This window comes from Arsukibacterium sp. MJ3, from assembly GCF_000987765.1.
In the GTDB taxonomy this organism is placed as follows: Bacteria; Pseudomonadota; Gammaproteobacteria; order Enterobacterales; family Alteromonadaceae; genus Alishewanella.
Genome location: NZ_LAHP01000007.1, coordinates 122,684 through 140,326, shown reverse-complemented (window position 1 = coordinate 140,326; position 17,643 = coordinate 122,684). Strand labels below are relative to the sequence as shown.

Annotated in this window: 14 protein-coding genes; 9 read left to right on the top strand and 5 right to left on the bottom strand. The window is 44.7% G+C overall.

The window, feature by feature from the left end; genetic code table 11:
- Nucleotides 1-114 precede the first annotated feature (114 nt).
- The 7 genes from fba to VT06_RS07420 all read left to right on the top strand — a co-directional run bounded on the left by fba (nt 115) and on the right by VT06_RS07420 (nt 6,401).
- Entirely contained in the window at nt 115-1,179 is a 1,065-nt protein-coding gene (gene fba, locus VT06_RS07450) for a class II fructose-bisphosphate aldolase (protein WP_046553651.1), read from the top strand.
- Between the two features lie 249 nt (nt 1,180-1,428).
- Complete coding sequence (locus VT06_RS07445) at nt 1,429-2,199, top strand: DUF3450 domain-containing protein (RefSeq protein ID WP_046553650.1); 771 nt, start codon at nt 1,429-1,431, stop codon at nt 2,197-2,199.
- Between the two features lie 6 nt (nt 2,200-2,205).
- Nucleotides 2,206-3,573 carry a MotA/TolQ/ExbB proton channel family protein gene (locus VT06_RS07440; RefSeq protein ID WP_046553649.1) on the top strand — a complete coding sequence of 456 codons (1,368 nt, stop codon included), beginning with the start codon at nt 2,206-2,208 and terminating at the stop codon, nt 3,571-3,573.
- A complete protein-coding gene (locus VT06_RS07435) occupies nt 3,573-4,100 on the top strand; it encodes a MotA/TolQ/ExbB proton channel family protein (RefSeq protein ID WP_235357379.1) in 528 nt (175 codons plus the stop codon). The genes VT06_RS07440 and VT06_RS07435 overlap by 1 nt, the downstream gene beginning before the upstream one ends.
- An 11-nt stretch (nt 4,101-4,111) precedes the next feature.
- Nucleotides 4,112-4,516: a biopolymer transporter ExbD gene (locus tag VT06_RS07430; protein ID WP_046553648.1), complete on the top strand. Its 405-nt coding sequence runs from the start codon at nt 4,112-4,114 to the stop codon at nt 4,514-4,516.
- A gap of 2 nt (nt 4,517-4,518) precedes the next feature.
- Nucleotides 4,519-5,133, top strand: coding sequence for an energy transducer TonB (locus tag VT06_RS07425; RefSeq protein WP_046553647.1), 615 nt, complete (start codon nt 4,519-4,521; stop codon nt 5,131-5,133).
- A gap of 2 nt (nt 5,134-5,135) precedes the next feature.
- The gene (locus tag VT06_RS07420) at nt 5,136-6,401 is read left to right on the top strand and encodes a lipopolysaccharide assembly protein LapB (protein ID WP_046553646.1); all 1,266 of its coding nucleotides are present in this window, start codon (nt 5,136-5,138) and stop codon (nt 6,399-6,401) included.
- 59 nt (nt 6,402-6,460) lie between these two features.
- Here the strand turns inward: VT06_RS07420 and prsR are convergent, their stop codons facing one another.
- The 3 genes from prsR to VT06_RS07405 are packed head-to-tail and all read right to left on the bottom strand — an operon-like array spanning nt 6,461 to nt 10,657.
- The gene (prsR, locus tag VT06_RS07415) at nt 6,461-7,819 is read right to left on the bottom strand and encodes a PEP-CTERM-box response regulator transcription factor (RefSeq protein WP_046553645.1); all 1,359 of its coding nucleotides are present in this window, start codon (nt 7,817-7,819) and stop codon (nt 6,461-6,463) included.
- 1 nt (nt 7,820) lies between these two features.
- Entirely contained in the window at nt 7,821-9,890 is a 2,070-nt protein-coding gene (gene prsK / locus VT06_RS07410; protein ID WP_046553644.1) for an XrtA/PEP-CTERM system histidine kinase PrsK, read from the bottom strand.
- 14 nt (nt 9,891-9,904) lie between these two features.
- On the bottom strand, nt 9,905-10,657 hold the full coding sequence (locus VT06_RS07405; protein ID WP_046553643.1) for a serine protease: 753 nt from the start codon (nt 10,655-10,657) through the stop codon (nt 9,905-9,907).
- A 326-nt stretch (nt 10,658-10,983) separates the two neighbouring features.
- Between VT06_RS07405 and VT06_RS07400 the strand changes: the two genes are divergently transcribed.
- Both VT06_RS07400 and VT06_RS07395 read left to right on the top strand, forming a co-directional pair.
- The gene (locus VT06_RS07400; protein ID WP_046553642.1) at nt 10,984-11,853 is read left to right on the top strand and encodes a PEP-CTERM/exosortase system-associated acyltransferase; all 870 of its coding nucleotides are present in this window, start codon (nt 10,984-10,986) and stop codon (nt 11,851-11,853) included.
- A gap of 5 nt (nt 11,854-11,858) precedes the next feature.
- Nucleotides 11,859-13,499 carry an FAD-binding oxidoreductase gene (locus VT06_RS07395; protein WP_235357383.1) on the top strand — a complete coding sequence of 547 codons (1,641 nt, stop codon included), beginning with the start codon at nt 11,859-11,861 and terminating at the stop codon, nt 13,497-13,499.
- A gap of 71 nt (nt 13,500-13,570) precedes the next feature.
- On the opposite strand, the gene prsT is transcribed toward VT06_RS07395, so the two are convergent.
- Nucleotides 13,571-16,333 (bottom strand): XrtA/PEP-CTERM system TPR-repeat protein PrsT, encoded by a 2,763-nt coding sequence (gene prsT / locus VT06_RS07390; protein WP_046553641.1) that lies wholly within the window; start codon nt 16,331-16,333, stop codon nt 13,571-13,573.
- 38 nt (nt 16,334-16,371) lie between these two features.
- Nucleotides 16,372-17,616 (bottom strand): UDP-N-acetyl-D-mannosamine dehydrogenase, encoded by a 1,245-nt coding sequence (wecC, locus tag VT06_RS07385; RefSeq protein ID WP_046553640.1) that lies wholly within the window; start codon nt 17,614-17,616, stop codon nt 16,372-16,374.
- Between the last annotated feature and the right edge of the window lie 27 nt (nt 17,617-17,643).

Sequence of the window (17,643 nt, the reverse complement as noted above, 5' to 3'; positions counted from 1 at the left end):
CAATGTAATAAAAAATTAATAATTAAATAAAGGCAGTATTTTACCTATAAAAATTTTCACCTACACACTATAAATTTACCTACAACTGTACCTTAGTATAAAGGAGAGGCATTCATGGCACTGATATCATTACGGCAAATGCTCGACCACGCCGCCGAGTTTAGTTACGGCGTTCCGGCATTTAATGTCAATAATTTGGAACAAATGCGAGCCATTATGCTGGCCGCCGACAAAACCGACAGCCCGGTAATCGTTCAGGCCTCTGCGGGCGCGCGTAAATATGCTGGCGCGCCGTTTTTACGCCACCTTATATTGGCTGCGGTAGAAGAGTTTCCGCATATTCCGGTGGTAATGCATCAGGACCACGGCACCTCGTTGGGGGTTTGTCAGCGCTCTATTCAACTGGGTTTTTCATCAGTAATGATGGATGGCTCATTGGGAGAAGATGGCAAAACACCCATGGATTATGCTTATAATGTGAATATCACCCGCAAGGTTGTAGAAATAGCGCATGCCTGTGGTGTGTCGGTTGAAGGTGAGTTAGGGTGTTTAGGGTCGTTGGAAACAGGTGAAGCCGGCGAAGAAGATGGCATTGGTGCAGATTGCGTATTAACGCATGATCAAATGCTTACCGATCCGGAAGAAGCCGCGCAGTTTGTGCGCGAAACCCAGGTAGATGCCCTGGCAATTGCTTGCGGTACCTCGCATGGTGCCTATAAGTTTAGCCGGCCACCTACTGACGATATTCTGGCAATTGACCGCATTAAAGCGATTCACCAGCGTATTCCAGATACCCACCTGGTAATGCACGGTTCGTCATCCGTACCGCAAGACTGGTTAGAAGTGATCAACGAGTACGGTGGTAAAATTCCGGAAACGTATGGCGTACCGGTAGCTCAAATACAACAGGGTATTAAATACGGGGTGCGTAAAATCAATATTGATACCGATTTACGCTTAGCCTCTACCGGTGCAATTCGTCGTTATATGGCGATGCATCCGGCAGAATTTGACCCACGCAAGTATTTACAAGCGTCAGTAACGGCTATGTCAGATATTTGTATTGCCCGTTATGAAGCCTTTGGCTGTGCGGGTAATGGCAGCAAAATAAAGGCATTGTCATTAGACGCTATGGTTGATTTATACACGGCAGGGAAACTGACGCCGCATATAAAATAATCAATAAATTTAATGCGTCATTAAATTTTTAAAACAATTGGTTTAATGACGATTAAAATTGGTGATAAACCGCGGCAAACATCGCGATAAAGCGCATATTCAGGCAGCCTCAGGCTGTTGACAACCTGTGTTTTAACTGCAATGATGCGGACGGTTTACCCTCTAACCGAGGGCTTATTGTCTCTGAATTTCAGCATGAGCCCTTACACTAATCAGGTTACGTTAATCAGCAATAATTGGTTGGGAACTATGTTTAACAAAAAAATTCAAAAGAGTCTTGTTGCCTCAGCGCTGGCTGGCAGCTTAGCTTTTGCCGGTTCTGCCGTAGCAACAGACTTAAAAGATCTTCACCAGGCTAATAGCCAAATCCAACGTGCTGCCGTGCAGTCTCAAGAAAAAATCAATACCATATATGAGCAGACTCAAGAGTTGCTGGGTGAGTACCGGGTTGTTGTGGTACAAACAGAAAACTTAAAAGTCTACAATGATTTTTTACAAACACTGGTTAACGATCAACAGCGCCAGGTAAGCTCTTTACAGCGGCAGATGGACGATTTGGAAGATACCAATAAAGGTACTGTTCCGTTGATGTTCCGTATGATCGATGCGTTAGAGCAGTTTGTTAATGCCGACTTACCCTTGCGCACCGAGCGTCGCCTAGAACGGGTTAATCGTTTACGTGAGCTGATGGAACGTTCTGACGTGCAACGTTCAGAGCAGTATCGTCAAATTCTGGAAGCGTATAGCATTGAAATGGGCTACGGCACTGAAATGGCAGCATTCCAGGGTATCTTAGCTTACGAAGGTCAGGACATTACTGTTGACTATTTAAGTGTTGGTCGTTTAGCACTGGTAGCACAGTCTTTAGATGGTAAAACTGGCTGGGCTTACAACAAAGAAACAAAAGGCTGGGAAAAGCTACCTGATTCATACATGAATTCAATCACTAACCTTATCAAGATGTCGCGTCGTGAAGCGACCCCTGATATGGACCGTGTACCACTTTTCGCAGCGGAGTAAGAATAAATGAGAAAGGCTATTAAAACATTGGTTGTTGCTGCTGCGATTACGTTATCGGCATCAGTAGCATTTAACGCTGCCGCAAACACGGCGCAGCTTGACCAGTTACTAGAACAAATTAAGAAAGAGCGGGCTGTAGAAGGCCGGATGAACCAGGAGCGTGAACGTGCTTTCCTGGCTGAACGCTCTGACAAGCAATCACTACTTAATACCGCTAAAAAAGAGTTTGCTGATCAAGAAACTCGCGGTACTCGCTTAGCGAAGCAATATTCTGATAACGACATCCTTATTGCTCAGAAAATCCAGGAGCTCGAAAGTGCTCAGGGTACTATGGGTGAAGTGTTCGGTGTGGTTCGTCAGTCTGCTAACCAGGCCATTGGTGTTATTACCAGTTCACTGATTAGTGCCCAGTACCCAGGCCGTGAAAAGCCATTACGTGCTATTGCTGCCGCTACTGAGTTGCCAACTCTGAGCCAGATGGAAGACCTATGGGTTGCCATGCTGACTGAAATGACCGAATCAGCTAAAATTTCCAAGTTTGATGCTGAAGTCGTTAAGTTAGACGGTGGTAGTTCTACTGAGCGTGTTACGCGTTTCGGTGCCTTCCATCTGACTACAGATGAGCAGTACTTAATTCGTAACGTTGATACTGACCAAATTCAGCCATTAGGCCGTCAGCCGCAGTCAAAAATTCATAACTCTGTTGCTGAATTCCAAAATGCTGCAAAAGGTGAATTAGCCGGTTTGTACGTTGACCCTACTAAAGGCAACAGCTTACTGCGCTTAAACCAGCAACGCAGCACGCTAATGGAATACTACCATCAGGGTGGTACCGTGGGTTACTTAATCACGGTATTACTGTTTTTCGGTTTACTGATTGCACTTGAGCGCTTCACGGTATTAACCATCGTTGGCAGCAAAATGCGTTCACAGCTGAAAAACCTGGCGAACCCTTCAGACAGCAACCCACTGGGGCGTATTCTGAATGTGTATCATCAGAACCGTTCTTCAGATGTTGAAAACCTTGAGTTAAAACTAGACGAAGCCATTTTGCGCGAAACGCCAAGTATTGACCGCGGTATTGGTTATATCAAGCTGTTTGCAGCAGTAGCCCCGTTAATGGGTCTGTTAGGTACGGTTATCGGTATGATCTTAACCTTCCAGCAAATTACCTTATACGGCACAGGCGATCCAAAATTAATGGCGGGTTCAATCTCTCTGGCGTTGGTAACCACTGCGCTGGGCCTGATTGCGGCTTTACCATTACTGTTCGTACACAGTATTGTGCAAGCTAAGTCAAAAGAAATTTTACACGTGCTAGATGAGCAAAGCGCAGGTATTGTTGCTGCTCACGCGGAGAAGGAGAACGCCTAATGATGACCCAGCTAGTAGGGCTGTGGGAATCGGTACAGGATTTTATACATACCGGTGGCAACGTGTTATACGTTGTCGCTTTGGTCCTCTTCATCATGTGGTTTTTGATGTTAGAGCGCTACTGGTACGTGACGGCAATTTTTCCTAAAAATAAACGGGAAATTATTGCCAGATGGGATGCCAGAGCGGATACCACTTCCTGGTATGCTCATAAAATCCGTGATACCTGGATTTCTGAGGCGACAATTAACCTTGATCAGCGGATGTTACTGATTAAATCGCTGGTTGCAATGTGCCCATTGATAGGTTTATTAGGCACAGTAACCGGCATGATAGCGGTGTTCGATATAATGGCAACGCAAGGTACGGGTAACCCACGTACTATGGCCGCCGGTATCTCGATGGCAACAATTCCGACAATGGCCGGTATGGTTGCAGCGTTATCAGGATTGTTTTTCAGTTCGCGGCTGGAAGTGAAAGTGAAACGGGAAAAAGCAGATCTCGTTGACAGCTTACCGCATCATTAAGAGAGAATTTTATGGCACGTAAACGTATTCGCGAAGACGATGAAGCGGCAATCGACATCACGCCGATGATGGATATCGTTTTCATTATGTTGATATTCTTCATTGTAACTACCTCTTTTGTCAAAGAGGCCGGTATCGATGTAAACAAGCCGGAAGCAACCCAGGTGCAACAAAAGCCATCAGCTACCATTTTTATTGCTATTCGTGAGAATGGCGAAGTATGGATGGATAAGCGGATGGTAGACATTGAACGGGTTTCTGCCAACATTGAGCGTTTAAGAGCGGAGTCACCAACAGATACTATTATTCTGCAGGCTGACGTTAACGCTAAACACGGTGTAGTAATGGAAGTAATGGATCAGGTTAAAGCTGCTGACCAATCGCTTGTTATTACCATTGCCGGGGAGAAAAAATAGCCATGTTGCGTTTCCTAACATCGTTAATTATCGGTGCAGTGGTAACGTTTCTGTTGTTTCTGATTATGGCGTTGCTTATTAAGGGCAGCGGCGAACGTCGGGCGCCTGAGCAAGAGCGTATTGTTGTTGAAATCAACACTACGCCGCCTGATTCAGATACACAGGTGCGGCGGCCACCACCGCCACCACCACCACCACCGCCGGCTGAGCCGCCAAAAACGCCGCAGCCTGAGCCAGAAATGACGAACACTGCTGGTGCCGTTGGTTTTAACATGCCAGGCATGGATTTAGCTGCTAATATTGGCCTGAATAATCCTGGCTCGTTGTTACGCGACGGTGATGCAACGCCTATCGTTCGTATTGAACCGCGCTACCCGGTAGAAGCGGCTCGCGACGGCTTGCAAGGCTGGGTTCGCTTAAGATTTACTATTATGGAAGATGGCAGTGTTGATAATGTTGAAGTTGTCGAAGCTGAGCCGCGACGGGTGTTTGACCGTGAAGCGATTCGGGCACTACGCCGTTGGAAATACAGCCCGAAAGTTGTAGAGGGTAAACCGATGCAACAGCCAGGTCAGATGGTACAGCTAGACTTTACCCTTGACATGGCCGGAGGTTAACTATGAATAAATTAACGTTATTAACTTCCAGTTTAGTGTTAGCAGCAAGCTTTAGTATTTTTTCTCTTCCGGTAGCAGCGCAAGATTTAACGGCCGCTGAACGGGAGAGGATTGAAGCACGTAAAAGTGCTAAAACCCAGTTGCCTGGCGAGCGGGTTGGCCGGACAATTACTAAAGCGCTTGACCTATACAACGAAGAAAAGCTTGATGAAGCCATTGCAGTATTACTTGATGCCATTCCAAGCGGTGATTTTGATAGAGCATTTTTATACCGTTTCCTCGGTAATATCTATGCTTTTAAAGACATCCCGCAGGCTATAAAGTATTTGGATTTGGCAGTGAAGCCTGACGTGTTAGGCTTTAATGATCAATCTGCAGCATTAAAGTTGTTGGCTGATTTACAAATTCAGGAAAGCAAATTCAAGGTGGCGATAGACAGCTACCAACGTTGGATGCGCTTTACTGGCGAAAACGATGCAGATGTCTATTTTCGAATAGCTCAGGCGTACTATCAGTTAAATGATTATGCTAAAGCTATACCTAATGCTGATAACGCTATTCGCTTTTCAAAAGAGCCTAACAAAAATCATTATTTGATGAAAATGGGTTCTTTTTACGAGCTAAAACGCTATCCGGAAACGATTTCCACGGTTGAAATCATGGTGCAGTTATTCCCGCAAGAAAAAACCTATTGGGTTTATCTGGGTAATTTTTACACCTTAGTTGAAGACTACGATAAATCGTTAAGTGCGTTTCAAATTGCGCATGCACAAGGTTACCTGGAAAAAGAATCTGAGCTTAAAGCATTAGGGCAAATGTATGCGAATAACAATATTCCATACAAAGCGGCAAGTATTTACGAGAAGTATGTAAAAAGCGGCGCGATCAAAAAAGATCGTACTATGCTTGCTGCAATCGCCTCTAATTACCAGGCTGCCCGCGATTTTGCCAAAGCAGCAGAGTACTACGGTGAGTTGGCTAAGTTAACCAACGAAGCCGATGCGTTTCGACGTCAGGGAAATGCATTAATGTCCATTCAGCGTTATCCAGCGGCTATTGCGGCCTTTGATGCGGCATTAAGCAGAGATGCTGACCGTCAAGGTGGTATTTATATCAACATTTTAGAAGCTTACTTCTATCAGGGTAAATATAAAGAAGCCTACGCAGCGCTGCAAAACGCTAAGAAAGATCCTTCAACATCGCGTCAGGTGCGCAGTTGGGAATCTTATATCCGGGATAGGGCGAAAATGAAGGGTATTACGCTTTAATTGCTCACCGATAAAAAAAGCCCGCGAAATGCGGGCTTTTTTATGCGTGGTTTTACTGTTTAATGTTCAGCATCGCTATGGCGTAAATCGTGTAAGCGATACTTATCAATAAGTGCATACAGCGTGGGCCGGGTTACGCCGAGTAAATCAGCTGTTTTAGATATATTGGTATTAGCAAGCGCATAGGCATGACGAATAGCTTGCGTTTCAGCTTGTTCACGTACTTTTCGCAAAGTATCAAGCTTGTTATGCTGGTTACCGATTAAGCCTAAATCGCTGGCATCAATCAGTTTACTGTCGGTTAAAATAACCGCCGACTTTAGCTTATTTTGCAGCTCGCGGATATTACCTGGCCAGCTATGGTGTAACATTGCCTGAATGGCTTTTTCGGTAAAACCATGTACCTGCGAGTGATACTCCTGATTAAACTTTTGCAGCAACGACTTGGCAATAATAATAATGTCCTGACCACGATGGCGTAGCGGTGGAATAGTTAACGAAATTTCACTAATACGGTAGTATAAATCTTCCCGAAAAGTCTGGTTGGCCACCATTTCGGCCAAATTACGATGTGTGGCACAAATAACCCTGACATCGGCTTCAATTTCTTGGCGGCCGCCAATTCTTTCAATAACCCGCTCTTGTAAAAAGCGCAGCATTTTTGCCTGCAGGCTTAGTGGCATATCACCTATTTCATCCAGTAATAGGGTACCGCCATTAGCACATTCAATTTTACCTAAGGTAGTTTTATTGGCACCGGTAAAAGCGCCTTTTTCATAACCAAACAGCTCACTTTCCAGCAGGTTTTCTGGAATAGACGCACAGTTAATGGCCACAAAGGGTTTATTCGCCCGCAAGCTTTGTTTATGAATGGCTCTGGCAAACACTTCTTTACCGGTACCGCTTTCACCCAACAACAACGTAGTGATTTCAGTAGGGGCTATTTTTTCAACGGTACGGCATGCTTTAACCATGGCATCACTGTTGCCAATAATATCCAGCTGAATGCTACTGCTGGCTTTTAACGCCAGGTTTTCTTGCTCTAGCTCGGTTAGTTTAAACGCACGGCTTATAATAATATTTAATACATCAGCATCTATCGGTTTCTGATAATAATCATAAGCCCCTAATGCCACGGCTTTCAGGGCATGTACGTTATCTGTGTTGCCGGTAAGTACTATTACTTTGCAGTGTGGTTGAGCCGCTAATATTTCTGCCAGACAGGCTAAACCTTCAGAGGCATTAGCCGGATCCGGTGGCAGGCCTAAATCTAGGGTAACAACTGCCGGCTCGTAGCGCCGAAGCTGAGTCATGGCACTGGCTCTGTCATCAGCAAACACCAGTTCATAATTGCTCAGGCTCCACTTTAGTTGCTTTTGGATACCAATGTCGTCTTCAACGACTAATACAGTTTTCATATTACAGTCCTTGTAGTACAGTTTCAGAGCCGTTAGTTGCGCTTAAAGCTGATTCTAACGGAAGAAATAAGGTGAAAACAGACCCTTTGTCAGGCTCACTAACCACGGTTAGCTGGCCGGCATGTTGCTCGACAAAGTGCAGCGCGTCATGAGCGCCAATCCCCATTCCGGCGTTGCCTTTGGTTGAATCAAAGGCGGTAAAAAGCCGGTACTTAATAAAGTCTTCGGTCATGCCGCTGCCAGTGTCGGCAATAGTAAGTTTCAGTTGCTGCTGCTGTCGGGTCACGGTAACCTGCACCTTTCCGGTAGCGGCAGTGGCATGTTGTGCATTATCAATAAGATGAAACAGAATACTGCTAAATCTATCTTTATCAATCACAATAGTGCAATCGTGTTCAATGTTTAGTTCCGGCATTGGCAGTTTAACGGCACAACGTGAGGTAATTACCTCGTTTAACAATTGCCCAACTGATATTTGACTATCGCTTTGCTGGTCTAACCGTTTATTGGTTAGCTGGCTTAACATATTGTCTAGTCGTTGTTGCATTGCGCCCAGTGTAATAAAGCTGTCGTCGATAAATTCCGGATTAGCCCGGTGTTTAACCGCATTGGCTAGCATTAAATCAATTTGTGCTTTTACGTTTTTTAAATCATGTACCACAAAGGCCGACATTCTGCTAAACGCCACAAATTGAGCATTCTCACTTAATGTCTGGCTGGCTTGCATTAATAGTAACTGATTGGATATTTGTTCCGACACCAAGGTTAAATAATCTTTAAGCTCCCAGTTTAGCTTAAGTTTGCTAACTTCGGGCGCATTCATTACACATAACCCCCACAATTTTCCTTTGTGGTGAATTGGGATAATAAGTTGAATATTCACTAATTTTAACGCAACAATACTTTGTACAAATAGATCAGTTTTGTCCGATAAATCAACTATCCAGTTGCCTTTGGCAAAATGGCGTTGGTAATCGGTTATTAACTGCAATTCTTGCTTATTTAATGCCGGGCGCTGATACAGTGCCAGGGTAGTGCAGTTGGTGTTTTTAAATTTTACAATGGCGCCCCGGCTATAACCAATGCTATTTATCCAGGCTTGTAGCAAGCTTTGATAAGGGTCGGGTTTGCTAATATCAATTTTTTGTAGTGCTCTGGTCAGTAGTAGCCATTTCTCACGGTAATCAAATTTATTGGCAAAAAAGTGTTTTTCTATAAAAACTTTAAGCTGGCGGCGTAAGGTGCCTGACAGCATCAAAAATACCAAAATGGCCATACCAAGAATAAGAAACGTTGCCTGAATTAAATTTGACCAGCTGCCACCGAAAAAACGAATATAAAAGCCGGCAAAAGCTAATATACATAAGTAGATACCCGCTCCCAGTACTAACGAGCTTTGTAATACAATGTCACGCGAAATATAGACATTAATGCCCCAGGCTTTAATTCTGCGTACGGCAATAATCATTAATGGCAGCATGGCGCAATAAACAAAGCCACGGGCAAACCAGATTTGATCGTCAATCCGCCCGAATAAAGCTGATTCAGCCAACAACGCAAAGTCAAATAAGGTGGTTACTGTCAGCGCCAGTACTAGTGGTTTATATTGCCATTTTGCCTCGCCTGAGCGGCGGTATAACGCCTCTAATAAGGCTAGCTGCAACACGCATATTGCCAGGTTGCCGGTAAAAATATTGCTGGCACTAAGCAGGTTGCTAGCAGAAATAATAACCCAGCTAAGCATAGCAATAAGTAAGCCGAAAACGTAAGGCTGGCGTAAAAACTGACCAACTGTGTTGTTTGCCTTACTAAGCGCCGCTAACAGGAAAAGTAACAATATAGTGCTTTTGCTATTTTCAATAATATGCGAGCTAGTGCTGGTGTAGGGTAGGGTGGCAAACCAACTGTAATAAACGGCCCAACAAATACTGACTACCGACAATGCAATTAGCAAATGCTTAGGCAAGTTACTAACCCGGGTAGCCAGTAATAAGCCGACAAAAAATAAGTAAGCTACAGCGGCCAGAATAAAACCGACTTTATCTAAAGCTAGGCTAAATAGTGTATCCATAACGGGCCGGCCGCTTAATCTGGCTTGTTCATTAGATCAAGCAGGTGGGTACTTGGAATAGCATAGCTAATGCCACTGGGGTCGCTTAGCACCGCTTCGCGGCTGGTTTTAATATAAACCTGATTAATAATGCCAATAACTTCACCGTTGTCGGGCCGGTACAGCGGGCTGCCGCTATTGCCAGGGTAAGCCACCGCATCTAGTTGATATACCAAATAAGGCTTATCAAGTTGTCTTAACATGCTGGTTTGTAAATCGCGAATGTTATCAACCGGAATGGCAATTGGGGTGTGCGCAGCAATAATGCCGGCATGAGTAGCGGGGTATAGCCCTAAAACCTGAGTAATAGGAAAACCAGTAAAAGCAATACGGCTACCCTCAGCCAGTAATGGCCCCCGGCTAACCACTAAGCTTGGTAACTGTTCGGGAATGGTTAATAACGCTAAGTCATAAGCCGGAGACAATTGCTTACTTTTTATGGGGTGTACCCTGAACGTGGCACCCTGGCCAGACAAAACCACGTATTGCTCAAGTTTGCTTTCATCAAGCTCTTTAGCAACAACATGATAATTAGTCACTATTCGGTTGCCCGGGCTTACCGCAAAGCCACTGCCGATTAATCTTATCCGTGGTGAGCCGGTAGGGTTCTGAATACCAATTGCCACCACAGCCGGTTTTATTTTTTTGAGGGTTTCAACCAGTTCAGCAGCCTGGGCCAGACTACTCAATATTAATAAGCCAATCAATAAACTAATATGCTTAACCATAGCAAAAATGCTTTCCCTTTCCTTAATATACGTAAACATACTAGCGTATTTGTCTACAAAATGCGCTATGCCGTGCTGGAAACTTACTGATAATCACCCATACTGAAAGAGAACCTATAGTAATGCAATATCGTAGCCGCTACTGAAAGAAATTGTTCTGCTAAAACTGGCTGAATTGTTTATATAAGCTATTAATAAAACACCATCAGTATAAAAAAGTGTTAATCTAAAAGTGCACTACTTAAGTTGTTTTAGCAACGCTAAACCAACTCCAAACGGACATAACATACAACCTATGGCGATTAAAAATTGGTTAAGAGGGGTCTATGAGACGGCTTAAATCTCTGGCAGATAAACCCATAATTGGTGGAATGGTGAAAAAAGCGATGGCCGGATTGGCCAGCAATGACGCCAAAACCATTTCGGCGCATTTTTCTAAATACTTACGGCCGCAAATTGCTAATACCGACCCGCTCCGGCACGAAGTGTACCGTTTACGCCATCAGGTATATTGTGAAGAACTGCACTTTGAAGACGTAAAAGCAGACTATGAAGAATGTGACGAGTTTGACTCTCGCTCTATTCATTGTTTTATCCGCCATCTTAATTCGAATGCACTGGCCGGAACGGTAAGGTTAATTACCTCTGCCGGGAATGATCAGCTGTTACCGATTGAAAAACATTGTGCGCATGCCATTGAAGACAAAGAGTTTGCACCCTGGTGTTTTCCACGCGACAGTATTTGTGAAATTTCCCGCCTAGCCGTGCCAGAGAACTTTCGTAAACGCTCGGTAGACCAGTTCAAAGGTGCTGCAACCGGCGCTTTTAATGAGCAAGATTATTCAGCCAGTGAATTACGCTGTTTTCCCTATATTTCAATTTGTTTGTATATGTCGGCTGCGGCAATGGGGTTTCATTCTAACCGTTTTCACGGTTATGTCATGATGGAGCCCCGCTTAGCCCGCAGCTTACGTTTTATAGGTGTAAACTTTAAACAGTTGGGCGAGCCCATTGAATATCACGGTAAAAGGGCGGCATATTATATTAACTCTGATATGTTCCGTACCAGTATTTCCTCAGGGTATACCAAGTTATTAAGCTCGATTGAGCATGACTTATTTGCCCAGGATAAAGGTGATGATAGTGACAATAAGTTCGGTATTAACTTTAACGGTAAACTGGGGATAAGTTGTTGACTGCAGTGCCATACCCGCCTGATGTTACAACGCTAGCTGCTTTGCTGCAAAATGTGCTGAGTACAGCCAGTCAGGTGTTAAGCTCAGTGCCAGAGCTAGCCCGCTATCAGTTTAACTGTGAAGCAAATAACCAGCCAAGCCAACTGGTGGTGAGTATTGGCGCAATAGCCGACATCAAAGCAGTGTTAGCGTTAGCCTCTAGCCATGCTAACAGCAAAAATGCTTTTGCCGTACATCCCATTAGTACTGGCCGCAATTGGGGCTACTCCTCGGCTAAAGCCAATAGCGCTACGGCAGTAATTCTTGATCTTGCTAAATTAAATAACATTCAATGCGAAGACGCTAAGCTTGGTATTTTTACCGTGCAGCCTGGGGTAACTCAACAAGATTTACGCTGCTATCTTAACCAACACCAACTAAAGTTTATGGTACCGGTTACCGGTGCCGGGCCCGGGTGCAGTATTTTGGGTAATGCGCTGGAGCGGGGCTATGGTATTACCCCTTACACCGACCATTTCGCTGCAGTAAATAGTATCAGAGGCTATTTAGCTGATGGCACGTTGTTTCGTTCGGCAGTAGCAGAGTTAGATCAAAGCCAGCACGATCTGCTGGACAAAACCTACAAATATGGCGTGGGTCCTTACTTAGATGGTTTATGGACCCAGAGTAATTTGGCAATTGTTACTGAAATAAGCCTAAGATTAAAAGCAGAACCTGAAGCCTTTAGTGCCTTTTATCTGCAATTTGCCACTGAATATCAGTTCGAACAAGCGCAACAAATTGTGTTTGATATTTTACAAAAACTGGAAGGGGTGGTCGGCTCCGTTAATATTATGGACCAGCGCCGGGTCGCCGCCATGCTGGCCACTAACCCTAACGGCGCTGCGGCACACCAGGTAATGACCGAACAACAAGTGGCAAGTATCGCTAAAACTTACGACATTCCGGCCTGGACCATCGCCGGTACCTTATATGGCCAAAAAGCGGTGGTAAAAGCAGCCAAACATGAAGTTAAACGCTTTGCTGGTAAACAATGCAGCAAAATGGTGTTTTCAGACAGTTGGTTAATCAACACCGCCCGCACCGTGTTGCAGTGGTTACCTAAAACCATGCTAAGTGCACAACGGAAAATGTTAAATTCGTTAGATGCCGGCATCAACATTATGAGTGGCCATCCTAATCAGGTGGCCTTGCCACTAGCTTACTGGCGTAACCCAAGGCTAGCGGTTACTAAAGATCAAACGCTGCATCCGGCGGCCGATGGCTGTGGTTTGTTATGGTATGCGCCGCTAATAACCATGAATAGCGCCGACATGCGCCGTTTTATTGGCCATATAAGAGCCGTTTGCCCAAAGTACGGCATAGAGCCCATGATCACCTTTACCAGCTTAAAACACGATACCGTCGATAGCACCATTCCTATCGTATTTAATCTGGCTGATGCAGCTGCCGTTGCTCAGGCAAAAGCCTGTCTGGAAGAGTTAGTCAGCGAGGGCTTAAAGCAGGGCTGGGTGCCGTACCGGCTTAATCTGGCGCAACAAGCCAGCTTATTAGATCCTACCCTGCCATTTTGGCAGATTAGTGCCAAAATTAAGCAAGCATTAGACCCACATAATATCATCAGCCCCGGCCGTTATCAGCCATAACAGATTGTGTAATTAAACGGCAATAAAAAAGCCGGGAGACCCCGGCTTTACAGTATGGATATTACTATCGTTTATTGTTCTAACTGCTGCTGCAAAGCTTTAGCACGACTAATAAATTTTGAATTGTCAGTATTCACTGCCGCCAGTACTTTAGTTGCTTGTGCTTGCTCACCGTTAAGGATAAGAGCATGAGCTAAGTTAAGCTGCACTTCGGCATTGCCAGGGCGCAACGCCAGCGATTGTTCAAACTGCGCTTTGGCTTTGGCGAGTTCACCTTGCTCAAGTAATACTCTGCCATAGGTGTCTAATACATCTGGGTGGCTGTTATTAATTTTTAAGGCTTGTTCAACGTAGCTTTTGGCATCATCAATCCGGCCAACTTCCAATAACACCCAGGCATAGTTGTTTAGCGCAATTAAATTATCAGGTGTTTCACTTACCAATTCGCGGTACTCAACAACCGCTTTATTTACATCATCCTCAATCAGTAAATTGGCATAAAAAGCCCGTAAACCAGCATTGTTTTTACCGTGTTTTGCAAAATGCTCTTCAATAAAACCAACCGCCCGGCGATACGACACATCTTTGGCATAAGCGCCGGCAATAGCAATGGCCGTTACCGGATGCGGTGTCATGTTATAAGAGGTATTCAGCGTTTCCAAACCCGGGCTAACTTGCTTGTTCAGTATTTGAATGCGGCCTTTGTGATACAACATTTCGGCACTGTTGGCCACTGCAGCAGGTAACAGCTGATAAGTGGTTAGGGCACCTTTATGGTCACCGTTTTCAGATTGAGCGGCAATTTTAGTTCGCAGTAAAACCGGCTCTTTTGGAAATAGTTTAAGTTGCTTATCTAGCACTACAATCGCATCTTTAAAGCGACGCGCATTAGCCAGTAAGTTGCTATAGGCTAAACCCGCTTGAATGTTTTTATCGTCGCTGTTAAACCAGCGTTCGGCTAAGGCTAATGCCTTATCAGCCTGGTCGGTTCTAACATAAGCATTTACCATTAACGTGTAAAACGCCGGCGTAAATTGTTGTTGGGTATCGGTTACCGGCTGCATAATACTAATTACTTCAGCAAAGTTGTTTTGGCTACGGTATATATTAGCCAGCAACATTCTTATCTGATTATTATCAACATGGGTTTTATGTGCACGCTCTACTATTTCCAGGCCAACTTCTGGCGTACCTTGTTGTTGCATCGAGCTAAAAATAGCAATTAACGCCGGCACATAATCTGAACGCAGCGCTATGGCTTGCTTTAACAAGTTATCGCTTTGCTCAATGTTATTTTCGTCGCGGGCAACAGCAGCCAACATATAAAGGGTAAACACATTTTCACTGTCAGCTTTTTGCGCTTCGGCCAACATTAACTTGCCGTTGTCTAAATCTTTTTGCAGCAAGTACGTTAGGGCTTTCAGGTTATAGCCAGCATTGCGGGTTTCAGCGGTTTTTAACCATTCATCGGCCAGCGCCGCTGCTTTATCAAACTGCTTTTGTCGAATATAACTGCCAGCCAATACCAAGCGGGTATCATGCATGGCCGGGTCAAGCATCAGTGCCTGCTCCAGGTTTTGAATACCCTCTGCGTTGCGATCAGGTAAGCCCAACTTTAGGCTGCCCAAGGTGCTAAGCGAGCGGCCATCCTGCGACACCACCATATTCTCGTAGCGGCTAATAATGTTCGCCGCCATGCTATCGTCGCCCTGGCTAATAAGCTGAAACGCTGTACTGGCCACTAGCGATAAATCTTGCTCACTAAAATCTGCTTTACTTAGGTTTTCTGCTGCGTCAGACGTTTCGCCGGCGCGCAATTGTAATAACGAGTACAGTCGCTGCGCTGGTGGGTAAGTATGTAAGCTGTCTTTAACAGCACTTAAATGGCTAAGCGCCTGCACTTCCAGGCCAAGCTGATGGCTGGTAATGCCGGCTAAAATCCGGCTGGGGGCATTGCTAAAGCGGGCACTTATTGCTTTGTCAATGTGCTCTTTTGCAACAGGGTAGTTTTGCTTTTGATATTCTATAACCGCTTTTAAGTAGTTACTTAGGCCATGTTCTGGCGCCAGTTGTAAAATATACACCAACTGTTCATCGGCTGCAGGAAACTGCTGCTGCTGCACATAGGTTTGCGCCAGCAGTAAACGTACTTTTAAGGCTCGTGGTACCTTAGCAATGTAATTTTGCAAATTAACAATGGCATCGTCTGTTTGCGTTGCCAGCAACTGTAACTGGGCGGTTAATAGCAGCGCTTCTTTAGCAATAACGCTATCTTTAGCTATTTGGTTAACCGCAGTTAGTGCTTCATCAATATTACGGGCATTTAGCAGTAATGCCGCTTCTGAATAACGGGCTAAATCGGTATATTCACTATTAACTAATTTATCAAAAATATCTACCGCGTTGTCAGCTGCCCCTAACTCTACTTCTGCTAACGCCCGGTAAAACTGCAAATAATGCTCTGTGGCAGTGCTTAAGCCGGCAGTTTCAGTAAATAAACTTAAAACTTTTTGATAGTTTTCTGCCAGGTAACTGGCTTGAATAGTTTCAATGGCAATACTTTCAGCATCCGCACCATTGCTTAGCGCCCGTTCGTATTCTTTTTCTGCCGAAACAACATCGCCTACGTTTAAGTAAACTCTGGCCAGTAACAAACGGTAATCAATATTTTCCGGTGCCTGAGAAATAGCCGATTTCAACTCAATAACAGCCGCATTATATTGGTTGTTTTGGCTAAATTTTAAGGCGTCTTGGTAGTGTTCGGCAGCATCTTTGCCGCTACATCCACTAAGGGCTGCCAGCAGCAATACGGCGGTTAATGATATTTTTTTCATCTAACTACACTCCTTTGTGATGATAATGCAGGACCGGTTTACCCGAAAATCCCTCTGGTATCTATTACAACTTTGGTTGCTATTTCAGTTGGTTGTATGCTTTTAAATTGTTTATGGTCAACCAACACTACTATAATATTTGCCTGCTCCAGCGCGTGGTTTAACGTGGTCAGTTCGGCATTTAAATGTTCTAATTTAGCGGGTAACTTTTTAATATTGGGCTCTACTAATAGCACTTTACCAATATTCTCGGTTAACAGTTTTTTGGCAATATCCAGCGCCGGGCTTTCACGTAAATCGTCAATGTCTGCTTTAAAGGCTAACCCTAAACAGGCAATAACCGGCTTTTTAAATTGATCTGCCGCCTGGCGAATTTTTTCAATCACATACAACGGTTTATTATCATTAATTTCCCGTGCTTTACGGATAATTTGCGCTTGCTCGGGTGCAGAGTCAACAATAAACCAAGGGTCAACAGCAATACAATGGCCGCCAACACCAGGGCCGGGGCTTAAAATATTTACCCGCGGGTGGCGATTGGCCAGCTTAATTAATTCCCACACGTTAATTTTCAGCGTATCACAAATAATGGATAACTCGTTGGCAAAAGCAATGTTGACATCCCGAAAGGCATTTTCGGTAAGTTTAGCCATTTCAGCAGTGCGGGCCGAAGTGCGTAAACATTCACCGCGGACAAACAGCTGATACAATTCTATAGCCCGCTCAGCGCAGCGTGGGGTTATGCCACCAATAATCCGGTCATTACTTACCAATTCTTGCAGCACCCGGCCCGGTAATACCCGCTCTGGGCAATGCGCAATATAAATGTCAGCGTGTTCGCCGTCAGTGTGCGGCATTTTTAAATCAGGCCGCAGTTCAGCCAACCATTCTGAAATTTGCTCGGTGGTGCCCACCGGCGACGTAGACTCTAACACCACCAAATTGCCTTTTACCAGCACCGGCGCTATGGTAGTTAATGCCGCTTTTATATAGCTTAAATCCGGGCTTTTATTTTCTTTAAACGGCGTAGGCACCGCTATCATAAAAGCATCAGCTGCTTCCGGGCTAAGCGATGCTTTAAGTTTGCCGGTTGTTACCGCCGCTTGCACCAACATGTCTAAGTCGGGTTCTACAATATGCACTTTGCCTTGGTTAATAGTGTTAACGGCGTGCTCAGATACATCAACACCCAATACATCAACACCACGCGAAGCAATAACAGCAGCAGTAGGTAACCCAATGTACCCTAACCCAATAACAGATACCCGGCGAAATGGCGACATAAAAAATCCTGTAATAAATGAAATAGC